We start from the raw sequence: 25,543 nt of genomic DNA, 5'->3' as shown, positions 1-25,543 counted from the left end.
TACTTTAGATAAATCTAAAATATTTTTAAGTATACCTCTATATAGTTTACTATATTTATCTCATATAATGCAAATAGAAGGTAGCTTTTGCTACCTTCTATTTTTCAAATTTTTTTAATAATATTGTAGCATTATGTCCACCAAATCCTAATGAGTTTGATAAAGCATATCTTACATTTGTTTTTATTGCTTGATTTGGAACATAATTAAGATCACATTCAGAATCTGTCTCATCTAAGTTTATTGTAGGTGGTATAATGCTTTCTTTAATAGCAAGAGCTGAAGCTATTGCTTCTATTCCACCTGCAGCACCAAGTAAATGTCCTGTCATAGACTTAGTTGAACTTATATTAATATCATAAGCTCTATCACCAAATAAATCTTTTATAGCTAATGTTTCAAATTTATCATTATAATAAGTTGATGTACCATGTGCATTTATATAATCAATCTCACATTTATCGGCCTTTGCATCATTTATTGCAATTTCCATTGCACGTCTTGCTCCACTACCATCTTCTAAAGGTGTAGTTATATGATTTGCATCGCAAGTTGAACCATATCCTACTATTTCAGCATAAATATCTGCTCCTCTTTTCATTGCATGATCTAGCGTCTCAAGTATCAATATACCTGCACCTTCACCCATTACAAATCCATCTCTATCTTTATCAAAAGGTCTAGATGCACCTTTAGGATTATCATTATTAGTAGACAATGCCTTCATAGAAGAAAATCCTGCAAGAGCTATCGGTGTAATAGATGCTTCAGTTCCACCACTTATCAAAATATCAGCATCTCCACGTTGTAATAATTTAAATGCATCTCCAATTGAATTAGTAGATGATGCACAAGCTGTTATTATGGTTTCATTTGGTCCTTTTGCATCAAGAGCTATAGCTACTTGTCCAGCTGCCATATTTCCAATCATCATAGGTATAAAAAACGGACTTATCCTTTTAGGACCTTTTTTGATTAATTTTTCATTTTGTTCTTCAAATGTTTGTATCCCACCAATTCCAGAACCTAGTATAACACCAAATCTTTCCTTATTAATGTCATCTAAGTTTAATTTGGAATCTTCAATTGCAATTTTAGAAGCTGCTACAGCAAATTGAGAAAATCTATCCATTCTTTTAGCTTCTTTTTTATCTATATATTTATAAGGATCAAAATCATTTACTTCTGCTGCTATTTTAGTTGGATAATCTGTAGTATCAAATTTAGTTATAGTGCTTATTCCACTTCTACCATTTATTAAAGATTCCCAGAAAGCATCCTTACCAATACCAACAGGACTAATAACTCCAATTCCTGTTATAACTACTCTATTATTCATACAATTCCTCCCACAGAAGAGTTCTAATATTAAGGCCCCGATTGAACGGGACCCTATCTATTATTTATGATTATTTATATATTCTACTGCATTTTTTACTTTTGTAATCTTTTCAGCATCTTCATCAGGTATCTCTATATCAAATTCTTCTTCAATTGCCATAATAAGTTCAACCACATCTAATGAATCAGCATCTAAATCTTCTTGAAAAGATGACTCCATTTTTATTTCTTCTTTTTCAACATCTAACTGCTCAGCTATAATATCTTTTAATTTTTCTAATACCATTTATTACACCTCCTTTCAATTATATTGATAGCCCACCATCTACTACGATAGTTTGGCCTGTAATGTATTTTGATAAATCACTTGCTAAAAATAATACAGTATTTGCTACATCACTTGCCTGACCAAAGGTATTTAAAGGAATTCCTTTTAAATATTCTTTTTGGATTTTATCACTTAATTTATCAGTCATATCTGTTTTTATAAAGCCTGGAGCAACTACATTTACTCTTATGTTCTTTTTACCTATTTCTTTTGCAATAGATTTAGAAAAACCTATTATACCTGCTTTAGAAGCAGAATAATTTGATTGGCCAGCATTGCCTGTTATACCTACAACTGAACTAATATTTATTATGCTTCCTTCTTTTTGTTTTATCATTTTTCTAACAATAGCTTTTGTAACATTAAAAGTGCCTTTTAAGTTTATTTCCATACATGTATCCCAATCATCTTCAGACATTCTCATTAGTAAATTATCACGAGTTACACCTGCATTATTAACTAAAATATCAATTTTATCAAATTTATTTAAAGATTCTTTAATTAAATTATCTGCTTCTATAAAATCTGATATATCAGCTTTTATAGCATAAGCCTTACCACCCATTTTTTCTATCTTTTCTACCACTTCTAATGCTTTAGATTTATTATTTGAATAATTTATAATAATATTTGCACCATTTCCTGCTAAAGTAAGAGCTATTTCACGCCCTATACCACGTGAACCTCCTGTTATTATAATATTTTTTCCCTCAATATTCATTTATTCACCCCATTTATTTTATGGATAATTTTTCTAAATCAGATACTCTTTCAATATTTTGTATGTCAATATTAATTTTATGTTTTTTAGCTGTTTTTTTAATAAATGCTGAGAGTGATTTTCCAGGTCCAATTTCAATGAAATTTGTTACTCCATCATTTAACATCTTTTCTATAGATTGTTCCCAATATACTGAATTATAGACTTGTTTTACTAGTAATTTTTTTATATCTTCTTCTTTAATTACATCAGCAGTTACATTTGATATAAGATCTATATTTGGTTTTTTTATAGTTATATTTTCTAAATCACCTTTTAACTTCTCTCCAGCTGGTTTTAGTAATGATGAGTGAAAAGGAGCACTTACAGGTAATAATACTGCCTTTTTAGCACCATATTCTTTTGCAAGTTCAACTGCTTTTTCTATTACATATTTCTCACCAGATATAACAATTTGACCTGGGCAATTATAATTTGCAGCCTCTATAACTCCATCATTACTTAAGTCACATATAAGTTTATTAACATCTTCTATACTCATGCCAATTAAAGCTGCCATTTTACCCCTACCTTCTGGAACAGCTTCTTGCATATATTTACCTCTTTTTTTTACTAGTTTTACTGCATCAGAAAAATTCAAACTTCCAGAATATAAGAGAGCATTATATTCACCTAAACTAAGACCAGCAGTAACATCAGCCTTAATCCCCTTTTCTTCTAGCACTTTTAATATGGCATAAGAAGTAGTAAGGATTGCTGGTTGGGTTATTTCAGTTAAAGATAACTCCTCTATTGGACCATTAAAACATACATCACTAATCTTCATTTCAAGTTCTTTATCTGCCATATCAAATACATTCTTAGCTACATCAAAATTATCATAAAATTCTTTGCCCATTCCTATATATTGTGCCCCTTGACCCGAAAAAACAAATGCTGTTTTCATAAATTAATATCTCCTTTACTTAAAACTTACATAATTCTTCTTTTAATTCACTAGCTTCTTTCATTATATCTTCTATTATATCCTTGCAAGTTTTAATATCAGATATAAGTCCACTACTTTGACCTGCCATCACTGATCCAGTTTCAGTATCACCATCTATAACTGCTTTTTTAAGGGAGCCTATAGTTAAATTATCTATTTCATCTTTATTATTAATATCTTTTTCTAAATTAGTAATTCTTCTTGATAATTTGTTTTTTATAATTCTCACAGGATGACCCGTTATTCTACCTGTAACTATAGCATCTCTATCTTTGGATTCTACAATTTTATTTTTATACTCTTTATGTGCAATACATTCATCTGAACATACAAATCTAGTTCCTATTTGTACACCTTCTGCACCAAGAGCCATAGCAGCCATAAATCCTCTGCCATCAGCAATTCCTCCTGCTGCTATGACAGGTATATTAACTGCATCTACTACTTGAGGAACTATAGTCATCGTAGTGAGTTCCCCAATATGTCCTCCGGCTTCAGTTCCTTCTACTATTATAGCATCCGCACCATTTTTCTCCATTCTCTTAGCTAGTGATACTGAGGGAACTACAGGAATCACTTTTATGTTAGCATCTTTTAACTTTTTTATATATTTTCCTGGATTCCCAGCTCCAGTAGTTACAACATTTACTTTTTCTTTACATAACATATCCATAATATCATCTGCATGGGGAGATAAAAGCATAACATTAACACCAAAAGGTTTATCTGTCATTTCCTTAACTTTTAAAATCTGGTCCTTAACTACTTCTACAGGTGCACTACCACAACCAATTACTCCAAGTCCTCCTGCCTTTGAAACAGCAGCTGCAAGTTCTGCAGTAGCTACCCAAGCCATACCCCCTTGTATTATAGGATACTTTACTTCTAATAAATCAATCAATTTATTATTAATCATAAAAACCTCCTGATATTTAAAGTGTCCACTTAATAAGTGTAGCACCCCATGTAAGACCTCCACCAAATCCAACTAATATTATATTATCATTTTTTTTGATTTTACCACTTCTTACCGCTTCATCTAATGCTACTGGTATAGATGCTGCCGACATATTTCCATATTTATCTAAATTAATACATACTTTATCTTTATCTATTTCTAGTCTTTTACAAGCCCCTTCAATAATCCTCATGTTAGCTTGATGTGGAATTAAATAATCTATATCTTTTATAGTGAAATTTATATCCTCCATAACCTTTTTTGAAGATTTAGTCATAGCTTTAATAGCAAATTTAAATACAGAGTTACCTTCCATTTTTATGAAATGTAATTTATTTTTTACACTTTCTTCACTTGAAGGTATTAAAGATCCACCTGCAGGTTGATTTAAAAACTTTGCTCCCGATCCATCTGCACCTATATCCATAGATAATATTCCTTTATCAGCCTCAACTTGACTTACTACTACTGCTCCTGCTCCATCTCCAAAAAGAACACATGTATTTCTATCTTTAAAATCCATTATCTTACTTAAATTTTCTGAACTAATTACTAAAACATTTTTATAGATTCCTGATTTTATATATGCATAGGCATTTGTTAATGCATATATAAAACCAGTACATGCTGCTTCTAAATCAAATGCAGCTGCATTTTTAATTCCCAACTCTTCTTGAACAATACAAGCTGTAGAAGGAAATGCCATATCAGGAGTTATTGTAGCTACTATTATCAAATCTATATCTTGAGAATTTAGACCAGAAGAAGCTATAGCTCTTTCAGCTGCTATTTTTGCCATAAAAGATGTTGATTTATCTTTATCAAGTATTCTTCTTTCTTTTATTCCTGTTCTAGTAGTTATCCATTCATCTGAAGTATCTACTAATTTTTCTAAATCTTTATTAGTCATTATATTAGAAGGAACATAACTTCCAGTACCAATAATTCCAACGCCAAATTCTCTCTCCATTTTAATCCTCCATTTTCAATATTTCACCTTCAATATTTTCAACAACATTATTTTCAGTAAATATTTTTGCCTGTCTTATAGCATTTTTAAATGCCTTTACATCTGAACTTCCATGAGCTTTAATAACTCCACCCTTTACACCTAAGAGCAAGGCTCCACCATATTCACTATAATCAATTTGTTTTTTGAAACTTTTTAATCCATCCTTTAATAACAAAGCTCCAATTTTTGATTTAAAATTCTTCATAAATTCTTTTTTCAACATAGAAAAAATCGTTTCTGATAAACCTTCAGTTAATTTAAGAATTGTATTTCCTACAAAACCATCACATACTAGCACGTCACAATCACCTTTTGGTAGGTCTCTCACTTCTAGATTACCATAAAAATTAATATCTGCATTTTTAAGTAATTTATAACTTTCTTTTGTAAGTTCATTACCTTTTTCTTCTTCTTCTCCTATGTTTACAAGACCCACTTTAGGATTTTTAATATTTAGTACCTTTTCTGCATAAATTGATCCCATTATAGCAAATTGTTCTAAATTTTTTGGTTTACAATCTACATTTGCACCTGCATCTATTAATAAAGATATCCCTTTTTCTGTAGGATATACAGGAGATAAGGCTGGTCTATCTATTCCTTTTATTCTTCCTACAATAAACAATCCTCCAGCAAGTAATGCACCTGTGCTTCCAGCAGAAACCAAAGCATCTGCTTCTTTTTCTTTTACTAACTTTAAAGCTTTAACTAATGAAGATTCTTTTTTTCTTCTTATAGCTACTACTGGTTTCTCATTGTTTTCTATAATTTCATCTGCATTTATAATTTCAACTTTATTCTCATCATAACTATATTTTTCAAGTTCTTTTTTTATCATTTCCGATTTACCTACAAGAATTACATTAACATCAAGTTCTTTTACTGCATCAAGGCTTCCTTTTATGGTCATAGTTAAACCCTTGTCTCCACCCATTGCATCAATTGCTATTTTCATATAAACACTCCTATTTTATAGATACTAAGATAAATTTACCTCTAAAGATTTGTTTTTGAGATTCATATATAAATACATGAACAAAATACTTATTTCCTCTTTGCTTAATAACCTCTGCTTTTGCAATCAATTTACTTCCATGCTCAACTGCTACATTATACTTTATATTAGCAACACCAGTTAATGCTACTTCAGTATCTATGACTGCCATAGCCAGAGATTCAGCTTGAGAAAATATATGATGACCTCTTACTATATTATTTTTTTCAAAAGCCATATCTTTAGTTGTTTCAAGTATTGAAATTCCAGTACTACCAAGTTCTAAATCAATAAGTTCTCCTATCATTTCTTTTCCACCTATAGATCTAACCTTAGTATGATTTTTTTCAGCTACATTTTTTACTCTTTCTCTAAGTTCTGGAATTCCAAGTTCTAATCTATCTAGTCTTATAGTTTGAATGCTTACATTAAATATTTTAGTTAATTCTTCATCTGTCCAAAAAGGATCTTCAGCAAGTTTTTCTTTTAACTCTTTTTGCCTTTCTTTTTTTGGTTTTCGCTTTTTCATAATTTCACCTCAAGTTATCACTTGAAATTAGTACCTGTTACTAATAGTAAGTATATATTATTAATTATTTTATTTCAAGTATTAATTTCATTTTTTTTTATTTTCAACACTTATTCTTATTACTTAGTCTTAATTCATTATATCAAATTTATTCTTAATCTCAAAATAATAAAAAAGATGGACACATAATGTGTCCATCTTTTTTATTATTTTACTTCTTTAACCTCTCTGTTTTTGTAATATCCACAAGAAGAGCATACTCTATGTGGTAATTTTGCTTCATGACATTGAGGACATTCCATCAAATTAGGTGCCGACATTTTAGAATTTGAAGCTCTTCTCATATCTCTTTTTGATTTTGATGTTTTACGCTTTGGTACTGCCATTTAAAACACCTCCTTATTTTATTCCATTAGTTTTTTCAGTTTAGCCAACCGAGGATCAATATTATTATCTTTACAATCACAATTACCTTTGTTTAAGTCCGCTCCACAGTTAGGACATATACCCTTGCAATTATCAGTGCAAATAGCTTTCATAGGTAATGATAAAATAATAGAAGATATAATGGGTTCTTTTAAATCTAATACTTTTCCTTTTTCTAAAATTAATTCATCTTCTGATAATTCTTCATCATCAGCTTCTGTTTTAATTTTATAATCAAGCATAGCTACTTCTTCTTTAATTGTACTTTTTAAGCATCTATCACAATTAGTTATATATTCAAAAGATACCTTAGCCTGCAAGAATATATCATCATCAGTATTATATACTCCTCCATGAATCTCTACAGGTTTATTAAATTTAATATCGTTACCCTCAGTCTTAATCTCATCAATTTCAAATGTATCATCTAAATTAATCTGATAATCGTTTCCGTTTATAAGATTAGATAGGTTAACTTTCATTTTATTCACCTCTTATTATGACCAAACATAATTATATTAATTAATACTAAGTTTGTCAAGTTATAAAGTTTACAACTTTAATTATTTGACTAATGTCTTTGTATCTCTAGCTATCATTAATTCTTCATTTGTTGGTATTAGAAGTACTTTCGCTGTTGACTCTTTTTTACTTATTACAGTTTCTTTCCCTCTAATATTATTTGCTTCTTTATCTAAATTAATTCCCATAAATTCTAAACCTTCACAAATTTCTTCTCTTGTTTCAGGTGAATTTTCTCCAACACCAGCAGTGAATACTAATACATCTATTCCACCCATAATAGCAGCATAAGCTCCTATATATTTTTTTACTCTGATATTAAATTTATCAAGCGCTAATTGTGCCCTCTCGTTACCTTCAGAAACCGCATCTTCAATATCTCTAAAATCACTACTTACTCCTGATATTCCAAGAACTCCTGATTTTTTATTTAACATAGTATTTACTTGATCTATAGTCATATCTTCTTTTTCCATTAAAAATTCTATAATAGCTGGGTCTATATCTCCACTTCTAGTTCCCATAGCAAGACCTTCAAGAGGAGTAAAGCCCATACTAGTTTCTAAAGATTCTCCATTTTTTATAGCCGTTACACTTGCTCCATTTCCTAAGTGACATGTAACAATTTTTATGTCTTTAATATCTTTATTAATCATATCTGCTGCTCTATTAGCCACATACTTATGTGAAGTACCATGGAATCCATATCTTCTTACTCCATGCTTTTCATACATTTCATATGGTATAGGGTATATATAAGAAGATTTAGGCATTGTTTGATGAAATGCTGTATCAAATACTGCAACCATAGGTGTATTAGGCATTAATTCTTGACACGCTTTTATCCCCATAATATTAGGTGGATTATGTAAAGGTGCAAGCTCTGAACATTCCTCAATTGCGTGTAATACATTTTCATCTATAATAACTGATTCTGAGAATTTTTCTCCTCCATGAACCACTCTATGACCTACAGCATTTATTTCATCCATTGAATTTATAGCACCATGATTTTCATCTACTAAAGCATTTAAAACTATTTCTATTGCTTTTTTATGATCGTTCATAGGCTTCTCAATTAAAACCTTCTCTTTACCACTAGGCTCGTGTTTAACTCTAGCTCCTTCTATTCCTATTCTTTCAGCTAATCCTTTTGCAAGTACCTCTTCATTTTTCATGTCAATTAATTGATATTTAAGTGAAGAGCTCCCACAGTTAATTACTAATACTTTCATATTCATCCTCCTACAAATTTCTTTTTTATATTCTAATGTTATTATAAAATAGCTAAAAAATCAACTAAATATGTAATAATTAATCAAATATTAAATAATATTTGATTAATTACATAAAAAAATACTATAATATACTATAATATACTATTTTTTTATGTAAAGGAGAAAATAAATGAAAATTGTAGGTCTTGTTACAGAATATAACCCTTTCCATAATGGTCATAAGTATCATTTAGAAAGATCAAAATATGAAACAAATTGCGATTATAGCATTGCAATTATGAGTGGCAATTTTGTACAAAGAGGAGAGCCTGCTATATGTGATAAATGGTCTAGAGCTAAAATGGCAATAGATTCAGGTGTGGATTTAGTTATAGAACTTCCAACACTATATTCTACAATGAGCGCTGAATTCTTTTCATATGGGGCTATTAAAATACTTGACTCTTTAAACTCAATAGATTTTATATCTTTTGGAAGTGAAACAAATGATTTAAAAAAGTTGAATTCTATATCAAAGATATTAGCTTTTGAACCTTTAGAGTTTAAATATTCTTTGAAAAAATACTTAAATGAAGGTAATGTATTTCCTAAAGCAAGATCTCTAGCTTTAAAAGAAATCTTAAAAGATAAAGATCTTGATAAAATAATAAATAATCCTAATAATATACTAGCTATAGAATATATGAAGTCTTTAATAAAATTAAAAAGTACAATAAAAGCTCACTCTATAAAAAGAATTTCTTCAAATTATAACGATAAAAATCTTACAGGTGAGATATCTAGTGCAACTGCAATAAGAAATTTATTGATTAAAAATAACAATATAAATAGGGATATTTCTTTAGCTTTACCTAGTAGTAGTGAATTTTATTTAAATGATTATCTGTCAAAATATAATATATTTAATGATATATGTAATTTTAACAATATCTTAATATATAAACTAAGAACAATCGATAAGGATTACTTGAGTAGCTTCTTAGATGTAGAGATAGGACTTGAAAATAGAATTATAGAAGCTGCAAATAAATATGACGATATTATAGATATAATCGAAGCTATAAAAACTAAAAGATATACTTATACAAGAATTAAAAGAATATTGATTCATATATTACTTGATATAAATTACAATAAAAATGATATTTTAAATTTGCCTGCTTATGTAAGAGTTCTTGCTTCTAATAAAAAAGGTTTTAAAATATTAAAAAAAATAAAAAATAATTCCAATCTGCCTATTATAAATAAAGTATCAGATTTCAATAGCAGTAATAATAATAAAATGCTAGATTTGGATATAATGGCATCTAATGTCTATTTCATGGGTATAAAAAATAGTAGCAATATAAAAAATAATTTTGATTTCTATATATCTCCTTATATTAAAACATAATTACCCTTTCTATTAAATATAATTAAATATATATAAAATGGAGGTTTAATATGAACTATTTATTATATTTAATTATACTTATAATGTTTTATAAAATATATAGGAATTTAAAATTATACAAGTTAAAAAATTTAATATATTCTTTGATATTTATTGTTTTAATAGTTCTAATAGTATTAAATCCTAAGAACTCTATAGATGCAGCTTTAAGAGGAATAGATATATGGTTTTTTACAGTACTTCCCTCCTTACTTCCCTTCTTTATAATATCTGAAATAACTATTAAATTAGGTATTGTGAACTTTATAGGCAATCTATTAAGCCCTTTAATGAAACCCCTTTTTAATGTTCCAGGAGAAGGTGCTTTTGTATTTGCTATGAGTGTGACTTCAGGATATCCTGTTGGTGCAAAATTAATTTCTAAATTAAGGATGGAAAACAAAATATCTCAAATAGAAGCCCAAAGACTTGCATCTTTTGCATCTACTTCTGGTCCACTTTTCATAATAGGAGCTGTTGCTATTGGAATGTTTCATAATGAAAGTTTAGGCTTTCTTTTAGCTTTATCACATTATATGGGTGCTATTACAGTAGGTTTGATTTTTAGATTCTTTAAATATGAATCTATAATTAGTGATTCTAAGAAAAATTATAAAAAAGATCTGAAACACTCTTATAAGTATCTCTTAAAAGATAAGGATATTGGAAGTATAATGTCTAATGCAGTAAATGATGCTATGAACACCATTCTTATAATTGGTGGTTTTATAATATTTTATTCAGTGGTAATTGAATCTTTAAATTCATTTAATATTATACCTCATATACTTAACTTACTTAAATACATGGATATCTATATTGAAGAAAATATAGTTAAGGGATTTTTATTTGGTATGATAGAAATAACTAATGGAGCTAAAATCCTTTCAGAATCTAGTAATAATAATAGCTTATTTGTTTTTGTATTACTTAGCATAATAATAGGTTGGAGTGGACTTTCTATACACAGCCAAGCTCTTAGTTTTTTTCAAAAATTGATATTAATAATAAATTATATATGTTATCAAAATTAATGCATGGAATTTTTTCTGGCATTTTTACAATTATTTTTTATAATCCTATAATGTCAAGTGCTTTAAAAGTTTTTAATTATAATATGAATTTAAATAAGCAAGATATTTATTTCAAAGGTTTTTTTGACAATCTATATATTTCTTTTAAAATAATATTATTCATACTATTTCTTCTTATAATTTCATCAATTATTTCTTCAATTTTATATAGCATATATAAACTCACATTTAAAAAAACAATTAAAAAGGACCTAATCAAATAGGTCCTTACATTTCATTTAATTCATTTCTATTATTATCAACTGTTTTAACTAATTCTTCTAATTGAGCTTGTACAGTTTTAAGTAATTCATCTGCATATTCTCTACCACCAAGTCTTATATCCTTAGCATTAATTTGTGCTTTTTGAATAATTTCATCGGCTCTAGCTTGAGCTCTTTTAGTTATTTCATCTCTTTCAACCATTTCTTCTATATGTAATCTAGCTTCTTTTATGGTTGTTTCAGCCTCATTTTGAGCTTCTGCAAGTATTCTTTGCCTTTCTTCTCTTATCCATTCTGCTTGTTTTATTTCATCTGGTAGCTTAGATCTGATTTCATCTACTATATCTATAATTTCATGTTTATCAACCATTACTTTGCCAGATAAAGGTATTCCAGAACTTTCTCTTAGAATTTCTTCAATCTCATTTAATAATTTTAATAAATCCACTATATATCACCCCTAAATTTTTTATTCAAATTATATTCAACTATTTCTGGGACTAATTTACTTACATCTCCATTAAATTTTGATATTTCTTTTACTACTGAAGAACTTAAAAAGGAATATTTATTACTTGTCATTAAAAAAATCGTTTCAATATCTTCATCTAACATAGTATTAGTATGTGCCATTTGAAATTCATATTCAAAATCTGAAATAGCTCTTAAACCTTTTATAATAATTGAAATATCATTTTTTTTAGCATAGTCTACAAGTAATCCACTAAAACTATCAATTTCTACATTTTTCAATTCTTTAGTTGTACTTTTAAGTAGCTCTAATCTTTTTTCTACATCAAATAAAGCCTTTTTTGAAGGATTATCTAATATTGTCACTATGACCTTATCAAATTTTTTGCTAGCTCTTTGTATGATATCTAAATGACCATAAGTTACTGGATCAAAACTACCTGGATATATTACTGCCATAGTTAATCCTCCTTTATTTTTAAAAATGATACTGATGTATCTCCAAAATTTCTTGTGTTTATAACATATTTGTTTTTAAAACAATCTAATTTAAGTTCTTTTTCATGTTCTGCTATTATAATACCATCTTGTGCTAATAAATTATATTCATCAATAAGAATTATACTTTGATTAATTAAATCCTTAGAATATGGTGGATCTAAAAATATATAATGCAATTTGATATTTTTATTTTTTAAAACATTAAGAGCATTAGTGTAGTTCAATTTATAAGTTTCTGATTTATCTTTTAATTTAGTTTTCTCTATATTTTCTATTATAGCTTTATAGCTTGAAGTATCATTATCTATAAAAAAACATTTTTTAGCTCCTCTGCTTAAAAATTCAATTCCTACAGATCCACTTCCAGAGAAAAGATCTAATACAATATCATCAGGATAAACATTTATTATATTGAATATAGTTTCTTTTATCCTATCTGTCGTTGGTCTAGTATTTAATCCTTTGGGAGCTTTAAGCTTATGTCCTTTAGCGATTCCAGTTATTACTCTCAATATAAATCCTCCAATATATTACTCTGTCTTACTAAGTATTATTTTAGCATATAAATGAATATGTTACAAACCATAATTTAAAATTGAATAAGATTTTAAATTATGGTTAAAATAATTAGGTAGTAAATTTTATCCCCTTTTCAATAAATAAAATATAATTTGTTTTTCATCTAATTTAAATTAAAAGAAAGAATTATTCTTTCTTTTAATTTATTTTTTCATTTATAAGTTTATCAATCTTATTTTTTATTTTAATGTTTTTAGGTAGATTCAATAATGGATCTTCTTTTAATATATCATTTGCAACATTTTGTGCTATTTTTAATATTTTCATATCAGTAAATATATTGGCAATTTTAAGCTCTGGTAGTCCATGTTGTTTTATACCAAAGAATTCTCCAGGACCTCTTAGTTCTAAATCTTTTTCAGAAATTATAAATCCATTAGATGTTTTTTCCATAATTCTCATTCTTTCACGAGCAACTTTATTTTTACTTTTATTTATCAATATACAATAAGATTTATATTTTCCTCTTCCAACCCTTCCTCTAAGTTGATGCAATTGTGCAAGCCCAAATCTTTCAGCATTCATTATAAGCATTATATTTGCGTTAGATACATTTACCCCTACCTCAATTACTGTTGTAGAGATTAATATTTGGATGCTATTTTCTTTAAATCTTTTCATTATTTCATCTTTTTCTTTAGGCTTCATCTTACCATGGAGTAATCCTACATTATAATTTTGCCCATATAATTCTTTCATTTCCTCATATACTTCCGTTGCTGATTTTATATCTAAAGTTTCAGATTCTTCTACTAGAGGACAGACAATATAAGCTTGTCTTCCCTCATCAATTTGTTTTCTTAAAAATTCAAATGCACGCATCTTCATATTTTCACTGACTGCATAAGTATCAATTTTTTGTCTTCCAGGGGGCAATTCATCAATTATAGATATATCTAAATCTCCATATAAAATCATAGCTAAAGTTCTAGGAATTGGTGTTGCACTCATAACCAATACATCTGGAGTTATACCTTTTTCTGTTAGTTTTGCTCTTTGTTTTACACCAAATCTATGTTGTTCATCCGTGATAGCAAGTCCAAGTCTTTTAAACATTACGCTATCTTGAATAAGTGCGTGAGTTCCTACAACTATATCTATATTCCCTTTTTTAATTTCTTCTAACAATTCTTCCTTTTTCTTAGCTTTTAAACTTCCTACTAGCAGCTCACATTTTATATTGAAGCTTCCTAATAGATTACTTATTTCTTCAAAATGTTGGCTAGCAAGAATTTCGGTTGGTGCCATCATTACAGTTTGATATCCTGAAACTATAGCCTTGAATATAGAAAGTATGGCTATTATAGTTTTACCAGAACCTACATCACCTTGAACTAATCTATTCATTATCTTATCTGATTCCATATCTTTTTTTATTTCTGTAAAAACTTTTGATTGAGCATTGGTTAAAGGAAAGGGTAATCTCTCTAAAAGTTCATCACTTCTATCAACCTTGTTAAATACAACACCTTTTTTACTATTCTTTAATTTAGATCTAACTAAAAGTAGTCCTAATTGTAATATTAAAAATTCTTCAAATACCAATCTGTATTTTGAGAACTTATACATCTGTCTACTTTCTGGGAAATGTATGTTTTTTATAGCCTTATCTATTCCTATTAAATTTAGTTTTTTTCTCATATCTACAGTAAATATTTCATCTATATTATGTAGATTACTTGACATTGCTAATTTTATTAATTTTATAATTTCATTATTTGTAAGTTTATTTGTTAATGGATAGATAGGTATTATACTATTTGTATTTGAATCTTTATCATTTTTACTATAGATAGGATTTTGTATTTGAATATTTCCATATGATATATCAACCCTACCATTTACCTTTATTTTATCTCCTATTTTGAAAGTTTTTTCAATATAAGATTGATTAAAGAAAACCATATAACAAATACCCGTATCATCTTTTATAGGTATTTTAGTTATTGCTACATTTTTTCTAGGTCTAAGAGTAGTAGATGAACCAGAGACAATAGCTTCTATAGTTACCTTTTCTTTGTTTTTTAAATCTTTAATTTTTGTTATTTTTCTTCTATCATCATATTCTCTTGGGAAATAAAATAATAAATCATATATAGTATAAATCCCAATCCTATTTAATTTTGCGGCCCTCTTCGGGCCTACACCTTTTAAATATTGAATAGAACTATCTAAACTCACTTTCATCACCTCTAAGATTTAAACTAAAATAAAAGGAGATATAAAACTATCTCCTTTTATTCTACAGATATCAAATAATAATATAAAGGCTGTCCTCCAAATATAATTTCAATTTCTATATCTTCAAATTCATTTCGTAGTTTTTCGCCTAATTTATTAGCTTGTTCTTCGTCTATATCATCACCGTAAAATAAAGATATTATATCATTATCTTCATTTACCATTTCCTTTAATAATTCTATTGCAACCAAGTCAATATCTTTTCCAACAGTTTTTATATCACCATCAGAAATACCCATAATATCATCTTTTTTTATTTCTTTATCATCAATTATTGTATCTCTTACAGCATAAGTTATCTGTCCTGTTTTCACATGTTTTATAGTGTCATTCATACTTTCAATATTCTCATCCACTTCTAATTCTTCATCAAATATAAGTAAGGCAGAAATTCCTTGAGGTACTGTTTTTGTAGGAAGTACATGGATATTTCTATCACTCAAATCTTTTGCCTGATTAGCTGCAAGAATTATATTGCTATTATTAGGAAGTATTATAACATCTTTTCCATCTACTTTTTCTATGGCTGATAAAATATCTTCAGTACTAGGGTTCATAGTTTGTCCACCAGAGATAATATAATCTACATTTAAATCTTTAAATACATTTTCTATACCTTTTCCCATGGAAATAGCTATGAAACTATATTTTTTACTTTCTTTGCTTTTAGAATTGTTCTCATTTTCTATATCTTTATCAGATATAATCCTATTTTGATGTTGTACTCTCATATTATCAATTTTTATATCTATTAATTCACCATTTTTTAAAGCTTCTTCTAAAACCTCTCCTGGATTATTGGTATGAATATGAACTTTAATCATTTCATCTGCACCTACAACTAACATGGAATCTCCATATTTAGATATATAGTTTCTAAATTCATTAGCTTTAATATCAGTTTTTTTAATTATAAACTCAGTACAATATCCAAATACTATTTCATCATTATCATCATGTGATTCATGAATTTGTATTTCTTTCCTTTCAAATTCTTCATCAGATAATTCTACTTGTTTTCCAGATATAGCTTCAAGCGCTCCTTTTAATATATATATAAGACCCTTTCCACCAGCATCTACTACTCCTGCCTTTTTTAAGACATCTAGCATATCTGGAGTCCTTCTTAAGGCATCTTCACCTGCCACTATTATCTTCTCTAGAAAAGATATAACATCTTCTTCTTCTCCTATCAACTCTTGTGCTCTTTCAGATGCTTCTCTTGCTACAGTAAGTATTGTTCCTTCTATAGGTTTCATAACTGCTTTATAAGCTGTTTCAGAAGCTAATTTAAATGATTTAGCTAATACAGATACATCTATACTTTCTTCTCCCTGAAGACCTTTACTAAATCCTCTAAGAAGTTGTGATAATATAACTCCAGAATTACCTCTAGCACCCATCAATGAACCAGTAGATGCAGATTTTGCTATTTGATCTATTGTATTAGAAGCATTATTTCTTATATGTTTTATAGCTGATTGCATAGTAAGTGACATATTAGTTCCCGTATCGCCATCAGGAACTGGGAATACATTTAGTTCATTTACTATTTCTTTATTTTTATCTAATTTATTAGCAGCATTAATAAAAGCTTTTTTGGTAATAGTGCTATCTAAATATTCAATTTTCAAAATTACTTCCTCCTAACATTACTTTTGAACTCTTACGCTTTGAACATGAATGTTTACTTTATTTACTTTCATGCCAGTTAAATTTTCTATATTGTATTTTACAGTATCAATTATATTATTTGCTACAACTGAAATCTTAATTCCAAATTGAACCACAATATATAAATCAATAACTAATTTGTTTTCATCAGTATATACCTTTACACCTTTTGTTAAATGTTCACGTCTTAACAACTCTACTAATCCATCTTTAGCATTTTTAATCGACATACCAACAAGTCCATAACATTCCATAGCTGACATTCCAGCAATAGATGCTATTACATTATCATCAATATTAATAGTACCATATTCATTATTAATTTTTCCAGGCATTCTTTAGCCTCCTTTTATACTTTATATATATTTATATTTTACAGTATTATTGCATATTCTTCAACTTAGCTTTAAATAAAAATGAAATTTAAAAATTTTTATTGCAAAGATCGTAGTAAATGTGTTAAAATATTGATGTTTAGTAAATGGCTTCTTGAACCATTAGAAGTTAGGAGGTGTTTTAGAAATGGCTAAATACTGTGAAGTATGTGGTAAAGGTAAAATAAGTGGTAACATTGTAACATTCTCTAAGCGTCATATAAAGAGAAGTTGGAGTCCGAATATTAGAAAAGTAAGAGCAATAGTAGACGGTACACCTAAAAGAATAAATGTATGTACAAGATGTTTAAGATCTGATAAAGTACAAAGAGCTTTATAATACATGATGGCTTCCTAAGGAAGCCATTTTCTATTATAAAATTACCACATCCTAAAAAATGACCAACCAAGCATCAAACATAATATACCAAGAATCAAAAGCCAAAGTCCTACAGGAATAACTTGGATTATTATTATCATACCTATAACACCTAGTACAATCCCTATTATTTTATTATGCTTTTTCCTGTGCAAATGATATTTTCTAATAAATTTTTTCATAATATAATCCTCCCATAAAGGATGTTATATTATATTAGTTTTAAAATAATTAGTTACAAGATACTTGTTTTTAATCATTTGAAAGAATTACAAGACCCATTCCAGATTTCACTTTTATTTTTGCTTCTTTTTCTTTAAATCTATTACTTATCCCACGAGTAGAAGTTCTTTTTAATTTTAAATTTGAAAATTCATATTCCAGACCTATAAGTTCAACACCATCTAAATCTTCCAAAATTGGTAATAAAGATATATATTCATATTTGCTCTTTTTTATTTTAATTTCATTTTTTATAGGCATAATTTCATTTTTATCATCAATCATTTTAACCTCAATACCCTTTTCTAATATGTGAAATAGTAACATTATATTAGATAGAGAATGATCCATTCTGCTTCCTAGTGCCCCTATTATAATTATCTCTTTAGGAGAATACTCAGTAGCTAAATCAATAGCAAGTTCTAAATCAGATTTATCTTTTACTGGTAAAAACTCATGTATATCCACATCTTTTTTTCTGAAATATTCAAGTATATTTGCCTCCAATGTATCAAAATCACCTATTAAAACATCTGGCAATCTATTTAATTCATATAGATATTTCCCTGCTCCATCAGCTGCAATTATTTTATCTGTATTATTGATTAAATCTAAGGCAAGTTCTTTATCTATGAAATTTCCTCCACCAATTATAAGTATATTAATAAAATCACCTCTAATTTTAAATTAACTTTTCTTTGTATTTTTTAGTTTCTTTTGCAATATCATCTGCATTAAATATTCCTGATCCTACTACAAATATATTTGCTCCCCAGCCCTTTATTTCTTCTATATTATCTAATTTGATACCACCATCAACTTGGATATCTACATCTAAATTTCTTTCATCTATAATTCTTCTTAATTCTATAATTTTTTCTTTCATTTCTTCTATGAAACTTTGTCCTCCAAATCCTGGATTTACTGTCATTATTAAGACCATATCCAAATCATTTAATAGATATTTGATTGCTTCAATAGAAGTTGCTGGATTTAGTGAAATCCCTGCTTTTAAACCTGTATTTTTAATCATTTGTATAGTTCTATGGATATGAATCGAAGCCTCAGCATGTACAGTAATTATATCAGCACCAGCATCTTTAAAATCTTCAATAAACCTCTCAGGTTTTTCAACCATTAGATGAACATCAAAAGGTTTATCTGTAATATTTCTTATCTTTTTAATAACTGGAGCTCCAAATGTAATATTTGGAACAAACATCCCATCCATAACATCTAAATGAATATAATCAGCTCCACCTTCAACAATTTTTAAAATATCTTCTTTTATATTACTAAAATCTGCTGAAAGTATTGATGGTGAAAGTTTATACATATTAATACCTCCTAGAGTTTTTTATTTCTTCTAAAAAGGATAGATAATTTTCATATCTTCCTCTACTTATATTACCCTCTTCTAATTCAATCTTAACATTGCATCCTGGTTCTTTATTGTGTTTACAATCATTAAATCTACAATCTATACCACTTTCATATATTTCAGGGAAAAATTCTTCTAATTCATTTTCATCAATAAAATTTAAGTCTAGGGAACTAAAGCCTGGAGTATCTACCACAAATCCTCCAAAGCTAAGGGTAAGCAAACTAGAACTTCTAGTAGTATGTTTTCCCCTCTTAGTTTTATCACTAATATCACCAATTTTAAGCTCTAAATGAGGTTCTATGGAATTTAAAAGAGAAGATTTACCTACTCCTGAAGGACCTGCAAAAACTGAAATTCTATTTTTTAATACTTCTTTAAGTTCATCTATTCCCTTATCTTCTATAGCACTTGTTTTTATAATCCTATAGCCAGTACTTTTATAAACATCATATACAGCTTGTAACTTTTCCTCTGAAATTAAATCTGTTTTGTTAAAAACTATTACAGCTTTTAAATTTTCTTTTTCTGATAATAATAAGAATCTATCTAAAAGCCATAGGTTAGGTTCTGGATCTTTAAGTGCAAATACAATGATAGATTGATTTACATTGGCAACAGGTGGTCTTATTAATTCATTTTCTCTTTCTTTAATTTCCATTATATATCCCATATCATCTATATCATTTAGTTCTATCAATACATTATCACCAACTAATGGTTTGATATTTTCTTTTCTAAATAATCCTCTTGCTTTACATTTAACTATCTCTTCTTTTGTAGATACATAATATAATCCACCAATACCTTTTATTATTATGCCTTCTATCATTTACACATTCCTCCTAAAGAGCTTATTCTTCATCTGTATCAGGCTCTGGTTCAGGTTCTACTTCTTCATCTTCTTCTTGGCCTTGCTCAGGCTCTGGTTGTGGTTCAGGTTCAGGCTCTGGTTCAGGTTCTACTTGTGGTTCTTTTCCCTTGCTTATAGTAATATCAATTTTTGTTTGTTCTTCTACTTCTTCACCTGAATTATAGTTTTGCTTATAAACTATACCTTCTGGTACATTTTCATTAAATTTATATTCAATTTTTCCTATTGCAAGATTATATGCTGATAAACTATTCTTTGCTGAATCTACATTTGATCCTATTAAAGCTGGAACAGTAGTAATTTTTGTTTCTGGACCCTTGCTTATTACATAATCTACCTTTGTCCCCTTTCCAGCCTTTTCACCAGATTTTGGGGACTGACTAATAACTATATTTATAGGCAAATCGCTAAATTCTTCACTGACATTACCTTCTTCTAGATCTGAATCATTTAATAATATCCTTGCATTATTTGAATACTGGCTTGTTATTTTAGGTACAGTTACAGTTTCTATTCCTTTACTAACTACAATATCAATACTACTTCCTTCTACTATTTTACGACCTTCTGATTTATTCTGTTCGATAACTATACCCTCATCATATTCATTACTAAATTCCTCTTTTGAAATATTTAAGACTATATTTTTTTCTTCAGCTTCTAATTTAGCTTCTTCTAAAGTTTTACCTACAAAGTTTGGAACTGAAATTTCATCCTCACTAAAAATACCATTTAAGGCAAAGAATCCGGCTAAAGCTCCGCCTGTAATTAAAAAAGCTAACAAGATTGCAAGAACTGCAACTTTCTTTTTCTTTTTAGGCTTTTTTTCTTTTTTATCAACTTGCTTTTCATTTTTATCAGGAGTAGCGGGAATGGGCTCATTTTTATCTTTTATATTCTTATTTTCATTTAATTTGTTTTCATCTATAATAGGTAAAACTTGTGTAGAATTTTCTTCAAAATCTTTAAATGCTATAACATCTGAATTGATGTTTTTCTTTGCAAGTTTTATATCATCTAACATTTCTGTAACATCATGGTATCTTAATGTTTTATCTTTTTGTGTAGCTTTTTTTATGATTTTATCAATATTTATAGGTATATTGCTATTTATTTCACGAGCTGATTTCATTTCGTCTTGAATATGCATAAGAGCTACAGAAACAGGGGTTTCTCCATTAAATGGTAAAATACCAGTTATCATTTCATACATAACTATACCAAGTGAATAAATATCTGATTTAGCATCCGTAAAGCCACCCTTAGCTTGTTCTGGAGAAGAGTAGTGTACAGAACCTATTACATTGCTAGTTTGAGTCATAGTGGAGCTTGTAACAGCACGTGCTATACCAAAGTCTGTTACCTTTATCTGATTATCTTCTGTAATCATAATATTTTGAGGTTTAATATCCCTATGAATAATATTGTTTTTATGAGCATGTTCTAAAGCACGAGCTATCTGCATGGAAATATTTAGAGTTTTTTTGGGATCAACATTTCCTTGACTTTTTATATATTCTTTTAGAGTTTGACCTTTTATATATTCCATGACAATATAATATATATCATCTTCCTTACCTACATCATAAACATTTACAATATTAGGATGTGATAAACTTGCTGCAGCTTGAGATTCTCTATTGAATTTATCTATAAAAGATTTATCATACATAAATTCTTTTCTTAAAACCTTTATAGCAACAAATCTATTTAGAAGTTTACATTTAGCCTTATATACTAAAGCCATGCCTCCTCCACCTATTTTTTCAATTATTTCATATCTATTACCTAAAATTTTTCCTATCATATTCTCTCCCCTTAATTCTTATCAAACTTTATTATAACAGCTGTAGAATTATCTAATCCACCATTTTCATTCGCAATATTTATCAGCCTATTACACACATCTTGAATATCTTTAGAATCATTTATTGTATTTTTTATTTCTTCTTCTTTAATCATATTTGTAAGCCCATCAGTACAAAGTAGTATGACATCTTCATTGATTAATTCAAATTCAAATATATCAATTTTGGGATTTTTATCTGTTCCAAGTGCTCGCGTAATCAAGTTTTTTTGTGGATGATTTATGGCTTCTTCTTCTGTTATAGTGCCTTTTTTCACTAATTCTGCTACAAGGGAATGATCTTCTGTTATTCTTTCTATAGAGTTTTCTCGAATAATATAAGCCCTACTATCTCCAATATGACCTATATAAACTTTGCCATCTAATATAGCACCCATAGTTACAGTTGTTCCCATTCCAGTATATTCTTTATTTTTTAAGGCAGTATTATAAATTTCATTATTGCTTAATTCTAATGTCTTTCTTATAAATTTTTCAATATGAAATTTGCCTTCTAGTACTTTTTCAAGGTAAATTTCCAAATTATTTTTTATTACTTCAACAGTTATCTTACTTGCTATTTCTCCCCCATTATGGCCACCCATTCCATCTGCTACAACAAATACAGGAAGAGAATCATTATAATTAATATAATAAGAATCTTGGTTTTGTTTTCTTTTTTTACCAATATCTGTGCAAGCCCCATACTTCATTAAATCACCCCTAATTACCATTTAATATATTATTTCTTAACTGCCCACAAGCAGCATTTATATCCCTACCCATTTCTCTCCTAATAGTAGTATTGATACCTTTTTTAATCAGTAATTCTGAAAAATCACTAGCATAATTAGAAGTTTCTAAATTACTTTCTTTTATAGGATTAAGAGGAATTATATTTACATGTGCAAGCATTCCTTTTAATAATTCAGATAGTTTTTTAGCATCTTCTTTTTTATCATTTACATCTTTTATAAGAGTGTATTCAAATGTAATTCTTCTATTTGTTTTTTCTATATAATATCTACTAGCATCTAATATATCTTCTATGCTATATTTATTTGATATAGGCATTATTTTCTTTCTATCATCATTAGAAGCTGAATGAAGTGATATTGACAATGTTATAGGAATATTTTCCTCTGCTAATTTATACATCTCTTCTACTAATCCACAAGTAGATAATGCTATACTTCTCATAGATATATTTTGTCCATTTTTATCATTAATAAGTCTTATAAATTTAAGAACATTTTCATAATTATCAAGTGGTTCTCCAGTACCCATAAGCACAATATTGCTTATATTTTCATCTATATCTTCTTTAATTTTATAAACTTGATCTAATATTTCTGCTGTAGTTAAATTTCTTATTAATCCTTCTTTTGTAGATGCACAAAATGAGCAGCCCATCTTACAACCTACTTGAGTTGATAGACAAATTGAATTACCATGTTTATGTTTCATCCTAACACTTTCAATTATATTTCCATCTTCAAGTAAAAATAAATATTTTATTGTCTTGTCTATCTTTGATTCAAATTTTTCATGCATTTTTATATTAGAAATATAAAAATCTTCCTTTAATTTAATCCTGAATTCCTTTGATAAAACTGTTATGTCATCTATATCTTTTATATTTTTTTCATGTATCCATTTAAATAATTGCTTTGCTCTAAATTTCTTTTCACCTAGAGATGTTATTATCTCCTCTAATTCTTCTAATTTTAAATCTTTTAAATCTTTTTTCAAATATATCCACCCTATTCTTAGTTTATTTCAAAAGTATTATATCATATTTAACTCTTATTATCTTATACGTTTTAATTTTGCAACAAAAAAACCATCAGTAGCATGAATATTAGGAAATAATTCTATATATCCTTCATCTAAGGTAGAATTTTTGATTTTTATATTATCTATTTTTTCTAATTTATAATTATTATTATCTTTTAAAAATTCATTTATTACATTTATATTTTCAATCTTAGAAATAGTACATGTACTATAAACCAATATTCCATCTTTTTTTAAATATTTTGATGCAATTTCTAACATCTTTAATTGCATATTTGATAAAGTGTTTAAATCATTTTCAGTTTTATTCCATCTAATATCGGGCTTTCTCCTTAAAAGTCCCAGTCCTGAACAAGGTGCATCTACTAAGCAATAATCCATAGCATCCCTAAGTCTTTCATCAAATTCTAATGCATCATGTTTTTCAATATTTATTATATCAATACCTAATCTTTTAGCACTTGATTCTATAAGCTTTAATTTATGATCAAATATATCTCTTGATATAATACTTCCTTTATTTTTCATTATTTGTGCCATATGAGTTGCTTTACCACCTGGAGCACTACATATATCTATTACTTTAGATTCACTTTTAGGATTCAGGATAATTGATGCAAGTTGAGACGATTCATCTTGAATTGTAAAAAGTCCATCCTTAAATTCATTTAATCCTGTTATATTTTTAGGATTTAATACCACAAGTCCATCTTCTGAATATTTGGTCTTTTCTGTTTCTATGTCATATTCCATTAATTTTTTTATTAAACCTTCCCTATCAATTTTAAGAGTATTTACTCTAATGATTAAATTAGGCTTTTTATTGTTAAATTCAAGTAAATCTTCTGTGAATTCTTCACCATAATCTCTTATATGAGTATCTACTATCCATTTAGGATGAGAATATTTTATAGAAAGATAAGTTGATAAATTTTCCTTTTTATCTGGTAGAAATTCTTTAGTTTTATTTCTGATGATATTTCTAAGTATTCCATTTACAAAAGCTGATAATCTATTTTTACCTATCATCTTTGTTATTTTTACAGCTTCATTGCATATAGCACTATCTGGTATATTTTCTGTGAAATATATTTGATAAATGCTAATCCTAAGTATTTGTAAAATCATATTATCAATTTTATTTATTTTAGTTTTAGAAAAGTTTTTAAGTATATTATCAATATATAATTTATTTTCCAAAACACCATAAACTAATTCCCTTACAAAGTTTTGATCACGAATTTCATCTAGTTTTTTAACCATTTTATTTATTTCAATATTAGAAAAAGCATTGTTTTTCTCAATGGAATTAAGTGTTTGTGCTGCAATTTTTCTGGCATTATATTTCATGATTTCCTCCTAATATATTAATATTTTAAAAAAAGGGGATAATCCCCTTTTAAAATTCATATTATTCT

At 27.8% G+C, this 25,543-nt stretch carries 28 protein-coding genes; 3 read left to right on the top strand and 25 right to left on the bottom strand.

Annotation, left to right across the window (positions count from 1 at the left end):
• Positions 1–97: 97 nt before the first annotated feature.
• The 11 genes from fabF to ACTHUW_RS00730 all read right to left on the bottom strand — a co-directional run bounded on the left by fabF (position 98) and on the right by ACTHUW_RS00730 (position 9,054).
• The gene (gene fabF, locus ACTHUW_RS00780) at positions 98–1,339 is read right to left on the bottom strand and encodes a beta-ketoacyl-ACP synthase II (RefSeq protein ID WP_442196496.1); all 1,242 of its coding nucleotides are present in this window, start codon (positions 1,337–1,339) and stop codon (positions 98–100) included.
• 60 nt (positions 1,340–1,399) lie between these two features.
• The gene (acpP, locus tag ACTHUW_RS00775) at positions 1,400–1,627 is read right to left on the bottom strand and encodes an acyl carrier protein (protein ID WP_442196497.1); all 228 of its coding nucleotides are present in this window, start codon (positions 1,625–1,627) and stop codon (positions 1,400–1,402) included.
• 19 nt (positions 1,628–1,646) lie between these two features.
• Positions 1,647–2,390 carry a 3-oxoacyl-[acyl-carrier-protein] reductase gene (fabG, locus tag ACTHUW_RS00770; RefSeq protein WP_442212320.1) on the bottom strand — a complete coding sequence of 248 codons (744 nt, stop codon included), beginning with the start codon at positions 2,388–2,390 and terminating at the stop codon, positions 1,647–1,649.
• 13 nt (positions 2,391–2,403) lie between these two features.
• Positions 2,404–3,336: an ACP S-malonyltransferase gene (gene fabD, locus ACTHUW_RS00765; protein ID WP_442196499.1), complete on the bottom strand. Its 933-nt coding sequence runs from the start codon at positions 3,334–3,336 to the stop codon at positions 2,404–2,406.
• 19 nt (positions 3,337–3,355) lie between these two features.
• Positions 3,356–4,294, bottom strand: coding sequence for an enoyl-[acyl-carrier-protein] reductase FabK (gene fabK / locus ACTHUW_RS00760; RefSeq protein WP_442196500.1), 939 nt, complete (start codon positions 4,292–4,294; stop codon positions 3,356–3,358).
• A gap of 16 nt (positions 4,295–4,310) precedes the next feature.
• Positions 4,311–5,306: a beta-ketoacyl-ACP synthase III gene (locus tag ACTHUW_RS00755; RefSeq protein WP_442196501.1), complete on the bottom strand. Its 996-nt coding sequence runs from the start codon at positions 5,304–5,306 to the stop codon at positions 4,311–4,313.
• A gap of 1 nt (position 5,307) precedes the next feature.
• Entirely contained in the window at positions 5,308–6,303 is a 996-nt protein-coding gene (gene plsX / locus ACTHUW_RS00750) for a phosphate acyltransferase PlsX (RefSeq protein WP_442196502.1), read from the bottom strand.
• A 10-nt stretch (positions 6,304–6,313) separates the two neighbouring features.
• A complete protein-coding gene (gene fapR, locus ACTHUW_RS00745) occupies positions 6,314–6,871 on the bottom strand; it encodes a transcription factor FapR (RefSeq protein WP_442196503.1) in 558 nt (185 codons plus the stop codon).
• Between the two features lie 206 nt (positions 6,872–7,077).
• Positions 7,078–7,257 carry a 50S ribosomal protein L32 gene (gene rpmF / locus ACTHUW_RS00740; protein WP_442196504.1) on the bottom strand — a complete coding sequence of 60 codons (180 nt, stop codon included), beginning with the start codon at positions 7,255–7,257 and terminating at the stop codon, positions 7,078–7,080.
• A gap of 18 nt (positions 7,258–7,275) precedes the next feature.
• Positions 7,276–7,779, bottom strand: coding sequence for a YceD family protein (locus ACTHUW_RS00735; RefSeq protein ID WP_442196505.1), 504 nt, complete (start codon positions 7,777–7,779; stop codon positions 7,276–7,278).
• Positions 7,780–7,860: 81 nt separating this feature from the next.
• Positions 7,861–9,054 (bottom strand): acetate/propionate family kinase, encoded by a 1,194-nt coding sequence (locus ACTHUW_RS00730; protein WP_442198931.1) that lies wholly within the window; start codon positions 9,052–9,054, stop codon positions 7,861–7,863.
• A gap of 172 nt (positions 9,055–9,226) precedes the next feature.
• Between ACTHUW_RS00730 and ACTHUW_RS00725 the strand changes: the two genes are divergently transcribed.
• Together ACTHUW_RS00725 and ylbJ are read left to right on the top strand one after the other, a co-directional pair.
• Positions 9,227–10,450 carry a nucleotidyltransferase gene (locus tag ACTHUW_RS00725; RefSeq protein WP_442198932.1) on the top strand — a complete coding sequence of 408 codons (1,224 nt, stop codon included), beginning with the start codon at positions 9,227–9,229 and terminating at the stop codon, positions 10,448–10,450.
• 50 nt (positions 10,451–10,500) lie between these two features.
• Entirely contained in the window at positions 10,501–11,523 is a 1,023-nt protein-coding gene (gene ylbJ / locus ACTHUW_RS00720) for a sporulation integral membrane protein YlbJ (RefSeq protein ID WP_442210259.1), read from the top strand.
• A 267-nt stretch (positions 11,524–11,790) separates the two neighbouring features.
• Here the strand turns inward: ylbJ and ACTHUW_RS00715 are convergent, their stop codons facing one another.
• The 6 genes from ACTHUW_RS00715 to ACTHUW_RS00690 form a co-directional block, all read right to left on the bottom strand.
• Positions 11,791–12,234, bottom strand: a complete 444-nt coding sequence (locus ACTHUW_RS00715) for an ATPase (protein WP_442196508.1) — start codon at positions 12,232–12,234, stop codon at positions 11,791–11,793.
• Positions 12,234–12,716: a pantetheine-phosphate adenylyltransferase gene (gene coaD / locus ACTHUW_RS00710; RefSeq protein ID WP_442210261.1), complete on the bottom strand. Its 483-nt coding sequence runs from the start codon at positions 12,714–12,716 to the stop codon at positions 12,234–12,236. Before coaD ends, ACTHUW_RS00715 begins: the two co-directional genes overlap by 1 nt.
• A gap of 2 nt (positions 12,717–12,718) precedes the next feature.
• Entirely contained in the window at positions 12,719–13,270 is a 552-nt protein-coding gene (gene rsmD, locus ACTHUW_RS00705; RefSeq protein WP_442212318.1) for a 16S rRNA (guanine(966)-N(2))-methyltransferase RsmD, read from the bottom strand.
• A 205-nt stretch (positions 13,271–13,475) separates the two neighbouring features.
• Complete coding sequence (recG, locus tag ACTHUW_RS00700) at positions 13,476–15,524, bottom strand: ATP-dependent DNA helicase RecG (protein WP_442212315.1); 2,049 nt, start codon at positions 15,522–15,524, stop codon at positions 13,476–13,478.
• A gap of 50 nt (positions 15,525–15,574) precedes the next feature.
• Positions 15,575–17,212: a DAK2 domain-containing protein gene (locus tag ACTHUW_RS00695; protein WP_442212313.1), complete on the bottom strand. Its 1,638-nt coding sequence runs from the start codon at positions 17,210–17,212 to the stop codon at positions 15,575–15,577.
• Positions 17,213–17,230: 18 nt separating this feature from the next.
• Positions 17,231–17,587, bottom strand: a complete 357-nt coding sequence (locus ACTHUW_RS00690) for an Asp23/Gls24 family envelope stress response protein (protein WP_442196513.1) — start codon at positions 17,585–17,587, stop codon at positions 17,231–17,233.
• Positions 17,588–17,774: 187 nt separating this feature from the next.
• Between ACTHUW_RS00690 and rpmB the strand changes: the two genes are divergently transcribed.
• Positions 17,775–17,966, top strand: a complete 192-nt coding sequence (rpmB, locus tag ACTHUW_RS00685; protein WP_442199811.1) for a 50S ribosomal protein L28 — start codon at positions 17,775–17,777, stop codon at positions 17,964–17,966.
• A gap of 41 nt (positions 17,967–18,007) precedes the next feature.
• On the opposite strand, the gene ACTHUW_RS00680 is transcribed toward rpmB, so the two are convergent.
• From ACTHUW_RS00680 to rsmB, 8 genes are all read right to left on the bottom strand, one after another.
• Positions 18,008–18,187, bottom strand: a complete 180-nt coding sequence (locus tag ACTHUW_RS00680; protein WP_442196515.1) for a hypothetical protein — start codon at positions 18,185–18,187, stop codon at positions 18,008–18,010.
• A 70-nt stretch (positions 18,188–18,257) separates the two neighbouring features.
• Complete coding sequence (locus tag ACTHUW_RS00675) at positions 18,258–18,878, bottom strand: thiamine diphosphokinase (protein ID WP_442199813.1); 621 nt, start codon at positions 18,876–18,878, stop codon at positions 18,258–18,260.
• A 31-nt stretch (positions 18,879–18,909) separates the two neighbouring features.
• On the bottom strand, positions 18,910–19,563 hold the full coding sequence (rpe, locus tag ACTHUW_RS00670) for a ribulose-phosphate 3-epimerase (protein WP_442199810.1): 654 nt from the start codon (positions 19,561–19,563) through the stop codon (positions 18,910–18,912).
• 1 nt (position 19,564) lies between these two features.
• A complete protein-coding gene (gene rsgA, locus ACTHUW_RS00665) occupies positions 19,565–20,437 on the bottom strand; it encodes a ribosome small subunit-dependent GTPase A (protein WP_442199812.1) in 873 nt (290 codons plus the stop codon).
• A 25-nt stretch (positions 20,438–20,462) separates the two neighbouring features.
• A complete protein-coding gene (pknB, locus tag ACTHUW_RS00660; RefSeq protein WP_442212310.1) occupies positions 20,463–22,289 on the bottom strand; it encodes a Stk1 family PASTA domain-containing Ser/Thr kinase in 1,827 nt (608 codons plus the stop codon).
• An 11-nt stretch (positions 22,290–22,300) separates the two neighbouring features.
• Positions 22,301–23,041, bottom strand: coding sequence for a Stp1/IreP family PP2C-type Ser/Thr phosphatase (locus ACTHUW_RS00655; protein WP_442196518.1), 741 nt, complete (start codon positions 23,039–23,041; stop codon positions 22,301–22,303).
• 10 nt (positions 23,042–23,051) lie between these two features.
• Positions 23,052–24,086, bottom strand: coding sequence for a 23S rRNA (adenine(2503)-C(2))-methyltransferase RlmN (gene rlmN / locus ACTHUW_RS00650; protein WP_442196551.1), 1,035 nt, complete (start codon positions 24,084–24,086; stop codon positions 23,052–23,054).
• A 51-nt stretch (positions 24,087–24,137) separates the two neighbouring features.
• Positions 24,138–25,475 (bottom strand): 16S rRNA (cytosine(967)-C(5))-methyltransferase RsmB, encoded by a 1,338-nt coding sequence (gene rsmB / locus ACTHUW_RS00645; protein ID WP_442196519.1) that lies wholly within the window; start codon positions 25,473–25,475, stop codon positions 24,138–24,140.
• Between the last annotated feature and the right edge of the window lie 68 nt (positions 25,476–25,543).

Source organism: Senegalia sp. (in: firmicutes), assembly GCF_052088025.1.
Classification (GTDB): domain Bacteria; phylum Bacillota; class Clostridia; order Tissierellales; family SIT17; genus Anaeromonas.
The sequence above is the reverse complement of the archived record's forward strand: the minus strand, read 5'-3'. Positions and strand labels throughout refer to the sequence as shown.